Annotated in this window: 8 protein-coding genes and 1 pseudogene; 3 read left to right on the top strand and 6 right to left on the bottom strand. The window is 68.0% G+C overall.

Features of this window, described 5'->3' with window-relative positions:
- Positions 1-272: pseudogene (locus tag ACXJKR_RS15090) on the top strand (hypothetical protein); the annotation flags it as partial.
- Between the two features lie 107 nt (positions 273-379).
- Here ACXJKR_RS15090 and ACXJKR_RS15085 read toward each other — a convergent pair.
- The 4 genes from ACXJKR_RS15085 to ACXJKR_RS15070 form a co-directional block, all read right to left on the bottom strand.
- Positions 380-1,012 carry a CAP domain-containing protein gene (locus tag ACXJKR_RS15085; protein ID WP_457323519.1) on the bottom strand — a complete coding sequence of 211 codons (633 nt, stop codon included), beginning with the start codon at positions 1,010-1,012 and terminating at the stop codon, positions 380-382.
- Between the two features lie 94 nt (positions 1,013-1,106).
- Complete coding sequence (locus ACXJKR_RS15080) at positions 1,107-1,484, bottom strand: VOC family protein (protein WP_457323518.1); 378 nt, start codon at positions 1,482-1,484, stop codon at positions 1,107-1,109.
- Between the two features lie 38 nt (positions 1,485-1,522).
- Positions 1,523-3,853 (bottom strand): ATP-dependent DNA helicase, encoded by a 2,331-nt coding sequence (locus ACXJKR_RS15075; RefSeq protein WP_457323517.1) that lies wholly within the window; start codon positions 3,851-3,853, stop codon positions 1,523-1,525.
- Positions 3,850-5,055, bottom strand: a complete 1,206-nt coding sequence (locus ACXJKR_RS15070; RefSeq protein ID WP_457323516.1) for a DNA polymerase Y family protein — start codon at positions 5,053-5,055, stop codon at positions 3,850-3,852. Before ACXJKR_RS15070 ends, ACXJKR_RS15075 begins: the two co-directional genes overlap by 4 nt.
- 64 nt (positions 5,056-5,119) lie before the next feature.
- Here ACXJKR_RS15070 and ACXJKR_RS15065 point away from each other — a divergent pair, with 64 nt between their 5' ends.
- Both ACXJKR_RS15065 and ACXJKR_RS15060 read left to right on the top strand, forming a co-directional pair.
- On the top strand, positions 5,120-6,517 hold the full coding sequence (locus ACXJKR_RS15065) for a patatin-like phospholipase family protein (protein WP_457323515.1): 1,398 nt from the start codon (positions 5,120-5,122) through the stop codon (positions 6,515-6,517).
- Between the two features lie 275 nt (positions 6,518-6,792).
- Positions 6,793-7,425, top strand: coding sequence for a PEP-CTERM sorting domain-containing protein (locus ACXJKR_RS15060; RefSeq protein WP_457323514.1), 633 nt, complete (start codon positions 6,793-6,795; stop codon positions 7,423-7,425).
- A 65-nt stretch (positions 7,426-7,490) separates the two neighbouring features.
- Here the strand turns inward: ACXJKR_RS15060 and ACXJKR_RS15055 are convergent, their stop codons facing one another.
- Positions 7,491-8,471: an aldo/keto reductase gene (locus tag ACXJKR_RS15055; protein WP_457323513.1), complete on the bottom strand. Its 981-nt coding sequence runs from the start codon at positions 8,469-8,471 to the stop codon at positions 7,491-7,493.
- Between the two features lie 82 nt (positions 8,472-8,553).
- The coding region (locus tag ACXJKR_RS15050) for a PhoH family protein (RefSeq protein WP_457323512.1) at positions 8,554-10,206 on the bottom strand (1,653 nt) is incomplete at its 5' end.

Genomic DNA, 10,206 nt, shown 5'->3' with positions numbered 1-10,206 from the left:
CCCAGCTTCCGGGCATCGGTATCGAGCGCGAAGACCTGGAAGGCACGTTCTGGTCGCCCGATCAAGCCTGGACTTTCCACAACGCCTCGTTCGCCTCCCTGCAGATGTTTGCCGGCACCTACACCGTGACCGACGCGCAGACCGGTGAGTTCATCACCTTCCAGATCGGCGCCGCCGGCAATCAGTTGCCCGAGCCCGACGCGGCGGCCCTGGTCGGCCTCGCCCTGCTGGGCGCATACGCTGCCCGTCGCGCCAAGGCAAAGAAGGCCTGACCCCCGTTCGGTCAACGAGCCACGAAGGCGAGTCGCAAAGACTCGCCTCGTGGCTTTTTTCGTTGTTGGTTGACCGACTCAACGATCCGGCCCCGCGAGTCCGGAACCTATCGCGGCGTGCCGAAGTCCTGCGTCCAGTAGCTGCGGTAAGTGGTGCTGGCGTTGCCCGCGACGCAGGCCACGCCGATGTCGCGGAAGGTCGCGTTCATCAGGTTGGCGCAATGACCATCGCTCTTCATCCAGCCGTCCACCACCTCGGCCACGCTGGACTGGCCGGCGGCGATGTTCTCGCCCAGGCTGCTCCAAACATAGCCGGCGGCGGTCGCGCGGGTGCCGAGGGTGCTGCCGTCGCTGCCGGTGTGGCTGAAGAAGTTGTGCGTGACCATGTCGTCGCTATGCGCCACGGCGGCCTGGGTCAGCGCGGCGTTCCAGGTCAGATCAGGTGCCGGGCCGAAGGCTCCCTGTGCGCCACAGGTGGCGCCGCTGCGGCGCCGGGCGTTGACGGCCGCCAGCATGTCGGCCTGGAAGTTGGCGAGATCGCAGGTGATGCGCGTTCCGGCGATCGGTGGTGCTGGCGCCGGGGCCGGCGCAGGAGCAGGGGGCGTTGTCGGCGTGGTGGTGGCTGAGTCGGAGCCGCCACCGCCGCAGCCGGCCAGCGAAACCAGGGTCGCCACGGCGAGAGGCGCCAGGCGGGACGCTCTCGCGCGGGTGGGTGAGGGTGGCGCGAGGAAGTGGCTCATAGGCCCGCAGCGTGGCACGCCCTGGCCTGGCGCCGGTTACCGGGTGCAGCCCACGAGAGCCGGCTCGCAACATCCCTACACAAAGACGGCGATATCAGGCCTTGGGAGCGTGGCAGACCGCTTCGATGTTGTGACCGTCCGGGTCGATGACGAAGGCGGCGTAGTAGTTCGCGTGGTACTTCGGACGCAGGCCCGGCGCGCCGTTGTCGGCGGCGCCGGCGTCCAGCGCCGCGCGGTAGAACGCATCGACCTGCTGGCGTGTCTGCGCCATGAAGGCGAGGTGCAGATGGGCCGGCTTCTCGTGGGTTTCGAACAGGCACRGGCTGGTCACCTGGCCCTCGATGACGAGCTCGATGCCGTAGCTCGGCTCGCCTTCCGCGCCCGCCGTGACGCCGAGCGGCGCCAGCGCCTTCAGATAGAAGGCCTTGCTCGCGGCGAAGTCGCTGACGCCGAACTTGACGTGGTCAAACATGAGTTCTCCTTTGATCGCGCAATCTGACCAGGCTGCGGCTACAGCTGCCACCAGCCCGGCAACAAGGCCCGCACCTCGGGTCGGGCATAGCGCTTGTCCAGCAGCCACACCCAGCCGCGGTCGTCCACGGAGCGCAGCACACGGCCGGCGGCCTGCACGACCTTCTGCATGCCGGGCACAAGGTCGGCATAGCCGTGGTCGGCGCCGAACAGGGTGTCCAGGCGCTCGCGCACCTGGTCCTGCAGCGGTGACACCGGCGGCAGGCCGAGGGTGGCGATGAAGGCGCCGATCAGCCGCGTGCCGGGCAGGTCCACGCCCTCGGCGAAGGCGCCGCCCAGCACGGCGAAGCCGATRCCGCGGCCGCCCTCCACGAAGCGGTCCAGGAAGGCGCGCCGTGCCGCGTCGCCCATGGCGCGCGACTGGTTCCACAGCGTGACCTGCGGGTGCCGCTGCGCCAGCCGCGCCGAGGCCTTGTCGAGGTAGTCGAAGCTGCTGAAGAAGGCGAGGTAGTTGCCGGGGTGCTCGGTGAACTGCTGGGCGAGCAGGTCCACCAGCGCGTCCAGCGATGCATTGCGATGTTCGTAGCGCGTGGACAGGCGGTGGGCCACCTGCACGGTCAGGTGCTCGGGCGGGAAGGGCGCGGGCACGTCGATCCAGGCGGTGTCCTCGGGCATGCCAAGCAGCTGGCGTTGGTAGTCGGGCGGCCCGAGCGTGGCCGAGAACAGCGTGACGCTGCTGAGCCCCTCGAAGCGCTCCTTCAGGAAGTGCCCTGGCACGACGTTGCGCACCGACAGCAGCACGTCGCGACCGTCGTTGGGATCGTCCTCGTCGTCGTCTTCCAGCAGCGAGAGGTTCCGTGGCGCGTCCAGCGCCGGCTTGGGGTCCCCCGGAGCGGCGCTGCGCTGCAGGTCGCAAATCGAATGGGCATCGAAGCGGTCCAGCAGGCGCTGCAGGCCCAGCACCTCGAAATAGAACTGCAGCATGGCCCCGACGTCGAGCGGGTGGTTCTGCACGTGCTCGCCCAGGGCGATGTTGACGCGTTGCAGGGCCTCGGCGAGGGCGTCGGGCACCGTGTCCAGCGCCTGGTAGTCGCCTTGCTGGCGGCGGCTCAGCGTGGCCAGTTCCTTGGCCAGCCGGCGCAGCGGCGGGCGCAGGCTGGCCGGCGCTTCGGCAATGACCTCGCGCACGCGCGCCAGGCTGAGGCTGACGCTGTACATGTCGCGCGCGCGGTCGATGAGGTTGTGGGCCTCGTCCACCAGCAGGGCGAGCTTCCAGCCCTGAGCCTGGGAGAGGCCGTAGAGCTGGCCATAGGGGTCGAAGGCGTGGTGTACGTCGCCGACGACGACGTCGGCCCAGCGCAGCAGCTCCTGGCCGAGGTAGTAGGGGCAGACGTCATGCTGCAGTGCGATGCGGCGCTGGGCAGTGGGGTCCAGCCAGGCCGTCTGCACGGCCTCGGCGCGGGCGGCGGGCAGCTTGTCGTAGAAGCCGTTGGCCAGCGGGCAGGCGTCGCCATGGCAGGCCTTGGTGGGGTGCTCGCAGGCCTGCTCCTTGGCCACCAGCGTCAGCACGCGCAGCGATTTCGTCGGCGTGTGTTCCCGCAGCGCATGCAGGGCCTCCAGCGCGGTGATGCGGCCGGTGCCCTTGCAGGTCATGTAGCCGATCTTGTCGAGCTGCTGCAGCGGCATGGCGCGCAGCAGCGGGTACAGCGTGCCCAGGGTCTTGCCGATGCCGGTGGGCGCCTGGGCCAGGAGGCAGCGGCCGTTGGCGGCCACGCGGTAGACGGCCTCGGCGAGCAGGCGCTGACCGGGGCGCAGTTCGCCCTTGGGGAAGGGCAGGGCGCTCAGGTCGGCGTCGCGTGCTTTGCGGTGCTCCGCCTCCTGTCGTGCCCAGGCCTCGAACTGCCGGCAGCGCAACTCGAAGGCGGCTTGCAGCTCGCTGGCCGTCACCTTCTCGCGCAGCACGGTCTCGTTTTGCGTGTCGGCATCGACGTAGACGAGGGCCAGCTCCAGCTCGGTCAGGCCGCGGTCGGCGGCAATCAGCGCGCCATAGGTTTGCAGCTGGGCCCAGTGCAGGGCGCGGCGGTTGTCGGGAATGGCCTCGACGGGGCCGCGGATGGTCTTGATCTCCTCCAGCCGGTTCACGTCGGCCTCGTAGCCGTCGGCCCGGCCGCGTACGCGCAGGTTGCCGTGGACGGCCCCCAGCGGCAGCTCGGTCTCGTAGCCCGGCGAACGGCGCGCCAGCACGGCCATCTGGCCGGCCTGGCCCTCCAGCGCCGTGGCCGAGGGCGTGAAGCGGCGGTCCAGGCTGCCGCGCTTGGCAGTGAACTCGCACAGGCTGCGTACCGAGACGCTGTAGCTCCAGTCGCTCAAAACAAGCTCAGGTTGTCGAGCGTGGGCAGAGGCTCTGCTCGCGCTGGCGCCGGGGGCGGCACCTCGCTTGCATGCACGAGGTTGCCGATGCGCACGCCCATCAGCCGCAGGCGCTTGTCGAACGTGACGCGCTTGAGGCACAAGCCCACGGCATGGCGGATGTCGGCGGCGCTGGTGATGGCGGCCTTCAGCGTCTGATCGCGCGTGACGGTGACGAAGCCCTCGAAGCGCAGCTTGATGCCCACCGTCTTGCCAGCGTAGTGCTTGCGGGCCAGATCGCGCGACAGGCTCTCGCACAGCTCGTCCATGATGCCGCCGAGCAGGGCGCGGTCGTGCACGGCGTGCAGGTCGCGCTCGAAGGTGGTCTCGCGGCTGATGGACACGGGCTCACTGTGCGTGACGACGGGGCGCGAATCGCGGCCATGCGAGGCGGCGTGCAGCCACTGGCCGTAGCTTTCGCCGAACTGCTCGACCAGCCAGGCCGGGTCGGCGGCGGCGATGTCGCCGACAGTTTCCAGGCCGAGCTTGACGAGCTTCTCGCCCGCCTTGGGGCCGATGCCGTTGATCTTGCGCACGCCCAGGGGCCAGACGCGTGTGGGGATGTCGTCCAGCGTCAGCACGCTGATGCCGTCGGGCTTGTCCAGCTCGCTGGCTATTTTTGAGAGCAGCTTGTTGGGCGTGACGCCGATGGAGCAGGTCAGGCCGGTGGCGCGGCCCACCGAGTTCTTGATCTCGCGGGCCACCGCCTTCACGCCGCCCAGCGGGTCGTGGCCGACGGCGTCGCGCACGCCAGGCACGTCGCTCAGGTCGATGTAGATCTCGTCGATGCCACGGTCCTCGATGACCGGTGCGACTTCGGCGACGGCGGCCTTGAACAGGCGCGAGTACTTGCGGTAGCTGTCGAAGTCGGCCGGCAGCAGGATGGCGTCGGGCGCGCGCAGGGCGGCTTTCATCAGGCCCATGGCCGAGAACACGCCGAGGTCCCGCGCGGCGTAGGTGGACGTCGTGACGACGCCGCGGCCGGTGTAGTCGCGCAGCTTGGAGTAGCGCCAGCTGCCGTCTTCCAGCTGCTGCGGCGCATCCGCCCGCCGGCCACCGATGACGACCGCCTGGCCCTTGAGCTGCGGATAGCGCAGCAGCTCGACGGACGCATAGAAGGCGTCCATGTCGAGGTGGGCGATCCAGCGGTCGGGCTGTTGCATGGCCTGGATTGTCACTGGGAATAAAGACAGGGTCTGGCAGCATCGGCAGAATGCCCCGACCTTGATGGAAAGACGCTCCATGCGCGCCCTGCTGCTGCTTTGCACCTGCCTGCTGCTGGCCGCCTGCGCCAGTGCCCCGATGAACCCGCCGCGCAACAAGCCGGTGGCCTTGCAGGCCGTGCAGCGCGCACCCATGCCGCTGGATGCCGATACCGTCGTCGCGCTGAGTTTCTCGGGTGGTGGCCTGCGTGCGGCGGCGTTTTCCTACGGCGTGCTGGAGGGACTGCGCGAGCAGGCGTCGACGCCAGGGCGCACGCTGCTGGATGAGGTCAGCTTCATCACCAGCGTGTCGGGTGGCTCGCTGACGTCGGCCTACTTCGGCCTGCACGGCGCCGAGGGCCTGCGTGAGTTCCGCGACAAGGTGCTGCTGCGCGACGGCGAAGCCAACCTGCGCTTCAGCCTGCTCAACCCCAACAACCTGCGGCGTCTGTTTGCCGGTGGCCTGAACGATCGCAGCGACTTCAACGACTGGCTGGAGAACGATGTCTTCAAGGGCGCGACATTCGCCGACATGTTCAAGCGCTCGCGGCCCGTGGTGTGGATCAGCGCCAGCAATGTGCAGTACCGGCTGGCCTTTCCCTTCCATGAGCGTGCCTTCGATGCGCTGTGCAGTGACCTGGCGAGTTATCCGGTCTCCGAGGCGGTGGCGGCGTCGATGGCGGTGCCGCTGCTCTTCGCGCCTGTGGTGCTGGAGCGCTTTCCCGATGCCTGCCAGGTGCAAATGCCGCCGGGCCTGGCGGTGCGCCGGGACGAGCGCGACGACCAGTACCGGCTGCGGCTGGCGCTAGCGCGGTTGTTCCGCGACAACGCCGACCCCAAGGCGGGCCGCTATCTGAAGCTCGTCGACGGTGGACTGACCGACAACCTCGGCCTGGTGGCCATCCTGCAAAGCCGCGTGCTGCTGAACACGCCCTATGGCCCCATCCCCGAGCAGGACGCGGCGACGATGCGCCGCCTGCTTTTCATCGTCGTCGATGCTGGCCAGGGCCCGAGCGCGGACTGGGCCCGCGAGGTGGCCGGCCCCTCGGGCATGGAGATCGCATCCGGCGCCGTCGACACGGCCATCGAGAGCACCATGCGCATGAGCTATGCGAGCTTTGTGCCCATGGTGCGCAACTGGGAGCGCGACCTGGTGACCTATCGCTGCAGTCTCAGCGACGAACGCAAGGCCGCGCTGCGGGCGCTGAACCCGGAATGGCATTGCGAGGACATCAAGTTCAGCGTCACCCAGATCAGCTTTGCTGATTTGCCCGAGACCGAGGAGCAGGCACTGAACGCGATTCCGACGCGGCTCAAGCTGCCCGCGGAGCAGATCGACAGGCTGATCAATGCTGGACGCCAGGCGACGGCCCAGGATGCCGGCGTGAAACGATTCTCGAAAGCCGTTCAGCGCGGCGACTGATCGTTAACCGGATATCTGATCGGCATTGGGTGGCAATCTCCTGACGGGTCATTTCAGCGCAATGGCCTAACCCTAGGGTTTGCCGCATGTCGAGGGAATTTCCACCTTCAACCGTGGGGGCATTTCAAGGTTGCCTGCGGTGCTCGTCCTACTGGACCGTCCTACAAGCGGCGAGGTGTTGGCATGGTTGATGCGCTAGGGATTGTGCGTCGCCCCAAAGCGTGTCGTTGCGTCAACAGGGCCTGCAAAACATTGCCCACACTGGAGACAAACAGATGATCAAGAAGATGCTTGCCACGGCGGCTTTCGCCGGCCTGGCCCCGCTCTCGGCGCATGCCGCCTTGACGATGTTGACGGCGGCGGATGGTTGGCCGCCTGCGGGCAGCAGCGGCCTGGAGACCGTGCAGTTCGCCGCTGTGGCGGCCAGCGGTGTGAAGGTCGCCGTCGGCGCCCATGCGTACAAGAACAGCGCCTTTCTGGCCAATGACGGCGTGCGTAACTTCCAGGCGCAAGGTGGCGTCTACCTGCCAGACGGCAAGAACTACGCGAACTGGAGCTTCGACTTTGCCTACGACATTCGGGGCTGCCAGGGCTGCAAGATCTGGCTGGGCATCGACACCGACAGCAGCGCCGCCGTCAGCTACACCGACATCGACCTGCTGACCGCGGGCCTGCCGACGTTCCTGGGCGAATCGTGGAATCTGGAGATGTCCTTCCTGACGACACCGGGCTTCAACTTCAACCCGTATGCGGCCAGCTCGACGGACTTCCGACTGTTCGTCACCGATGCGGCCGGCGCCACCCTTGCGACCACCGACATCACCGTCAATGTGCCGGAGCCGGCCTCGATGGCCCTGGTGGGCATCGCACTGGCAGGCTTGGCGGCAGGTCGCCGTTGCCGTGTCTGATCTCTCGCAGGGAAAACGAAGCAGCGGCCCTCGGGCCGCTTTTTTTCATGTGACGTGAAAGCGGCTCACCACAGGCCGTGCACCTGCGGTGCAATGCGGCGCTGGTAGAGGTCGGCCAGCGACTGCATCAGCGGCGCAGGCAGGGCATCGAGGTCGGCGGCGCTGACGTTCTCATCCACCTGCGCGGGCGTGCGGCCGCCGGGGATGGCGGTCGTGATGGCTTCGTTCATCAGGATCCATCGCAACGCGAGGCGGGCCATGCTGATGCCAGGCGGCAGCAGCGCACGCAGCTCTTCGACGGCGGCCAGGCCCTGTTCATAGTCGACGCCCGAGAAGGTCTCGCCCTTGTCGAAGGCCTCGCCCTGGCGGTTGAAGCCACGGTGGTCGTCGGCACCGAAGCGGCTGTCGCGCGTGAACTTGCCGCTCAGCATGCCGCTGGACAGTGGCAGCCGCGCCAGCACGCCAACCTGCGCCGCCTGGGCCGCAGGCAGGAAGGCTTCGGCGGGCCGCTGGCGGAACAGGTTGTAGATGATCTGCACCGACTGCACGCMAGGGAACTTGAGCGCCGCGAGGGCTTCGTCGATGCGCTCAACGCTGACGCCGTAGTGCCGTAGCTTGCCCTCGCGCACCAGGTCGTCGAGCGCGCCGAAGACCTCGGGCATGGCGTAGACGGCGCTGGGCGGGCAGTGCAGCTGCAGCAGGTCCAGGCTGTCGGTCCCGAGGTTCTTCAGGCTGCGCTCGATGAAGGGCCGCAGATCGCGGTAGCCCTCGGCGACGTGCGGGTTCAGGCGCCGGCCGGCCTTGGTGGCGATGTAGAAGGCTTCACCGGGGCGCTCGCGCTTGAGGCGGGCCAGCAGGCGCTCGCTGTGGCCATCGCCGTAGACGTCGGCGGTGTCGAAGAAGTTCACACCGCGGTCCAGCGCCCGGTGCAGGGCCGCCATCGCGGCGCTGTCGTCCGTATGGCCCCAGGTGCCACCGATGGCCCAGGCGCCGAAGCCGATGGCAGAGATGTTCCAGCCAGTGCGGCCGAKGGAGCGGTAGATCATGGGAATGCCAGACAGTGGATGCGAAATGGTATCGCAACCATTTGATGGAAAAGAAACGGCCCCACGAAGGGGCCGCATCGGTTCAAAGAACTTCGGAAGCGAAATCCGCCAACCGCGAGCGCTCGCCGCGGGCCAGCGTCACGTGGCCGCTGTGGGCCCAGCCCTTGAAGCGGTCAACCGCAAACGTCAGGCCTGAACTGCCCTCGGTCAGGTAGGGCGTGTCGATCTGCGCCAGGTTGCCCAGGCAGACGATTTTGGTGCCCGGTCCGGCGCGCGTGATCAAGGTCTTCATCTGTTTGGGCGTCAGGTTCTGGGCCTCGTCGATGATGACGAACTTGTTCAGGAAGGTGCGCCCGCGCATGAAGTTCAGGCTTTTGATCTTGATCTTGCTGCGCACCAGGTCGTTGGTGGCGGCGCGGCCCCATTCGCCGGCGGTGGAGCCTCCCTTGGCCAGCACCTCGAGGTTGTCGTCCAGGGCGCCCATCCAGGGGCCCATCTTTTCTTCCTCGGTGCCGGGCAGGAAGCCGATGTCCTCGCCCACGGGCACGGTCACGCGGGTGACGATGATCTCGCTGTAGCGGCGGTCATCGAAAACCTGGGCGAGCGCGGCGGCCAGCGTCATCAGCGTCTTGCCGGTGCCGGCGGTGCCGGTCAGCGTGATGAAGTCGCATTCCGGGTCCATCAGCAGGTTCAGCGCGAAGTTCTGCTCGCGGTTGCGCGACGTCACGCCCCAGACGGCGTGCTTCTGATTGCCGTAGTCCTTCAGCGTGCGCAGCACGGCCGTCTTGCCGGTGATCTCGGTGACCTTGGCGTACAGGGGCGTCTCGCCGGGCGCCTCCAGGTAGACCAGCTCGTTGATCAGCAGCGTGGGCACGAGCGGGCCGCTGATGCGGTAGTAGGTCGTGCCGCCCTGCTGCCAGCTCTCCATGGTCTTGCCATGGCGGTCCCAGAAATCCGAGGGCAGCGCCTGGACGCCGGTGTAGAGCAGGTCGGAGTCTTCCAGCGTCTTGTCGTTGCGGTAGTCCTCCGCCGGCAGGCCCAGGGCGCGGGCCTTGATGCGCATGTTGATGTCCTTGGACACCAGCACCACTTCGCGGCCGGGGTGCAGGCYTTTCAGCGCCTGGACGACGCCCAGGATCTGGTTGTCCGCCTTGCCCTGGGGCAGGCCTTGCGGCAGCGGCGCATCGATCAGCTCGGTCTGGAAGAAGAGCTTGCCTTCGGCTTCGCGGTGGCCCGTGCCGGCCAGGGCCAGGCCCTTGGCCATCTCCTCGATGCCGCTGGTCTTCAGGCTGGCGGCGAGCTGGTCCAGTTCGCGGCTGACCTGGCGCACGTTGCGGGCGACCTCGGTCATGCCCTTCTTGTGGCCGTCCAGCTCCTCGAGCGTGATCATGGGCAGGAAGACGTCGTGCTCCTCGAAGCGGAACAGCGACATCGGGTCGTGCATCAGCACATTGGTGTCGAGCACGAAGAGCTTGGCGGCGCCGGCGGGTTTTCGCGTGCGTTTGGGCGCGGCGGCTCTGGCCGGCGCCYTGCTGGCTGTTTTTATGGGCAGTCCCGGCCTGGCGGCAGCGGGGCTGGAGGTGGGGGTGGGAAGCCGCAGCACTTCGGCTGTCGGCACCGCGACCGGAGCGGCGGCGGGCGCGACGACGACGGGAGGCGTCGCGCGAGGTTTGCTGGGGGTCAGAGTGGCCGAGTAAGCAGAGGCATCGAGGCGGCTGGCGCGTTGTGCAGGAGG

This window comes from Roseateles sp. P5_E11, from assembly GCF_054049355.1.
Note: the sequence above shows the minus strand (reverse complement) of the source record. Positions and strands in the feature narration are given on the sequence as shown.

Bases quoted from the DNA above. Each gene is read 5' to 3' on its own strand.
- ACXJKR_RS15085 (WP_457323519.1), bottom strand. From the start codon at position 1,012: ATGAGCCACTTCCTCGCGCCACCCTCACCCACCCGCGCGAGAGCGTCC.
- ACXJKR_RS15070 (WP_457323516.1), bottom strand. From the start codon at position 5,055: ATGCAACAGCCCGACCGCTGGATCGCCCACCTCGACATGGACGCCTTC.
- ACXJKR_RS15065 (WP_457323515.1), top strand. From the start codon at position 5,120: ATGGAAAGACGCTCCATGCGCGCCCTGCTGCTGCTTTGCACCTGCCTG.
- ACXJKR_RS15060 (WP_457323514.1), top strand. From the start codon at position 6,793: ATGATCAAGAAGATGCTTGCCACGGCGGCTTTCGCCGGCCTGGCCCCG.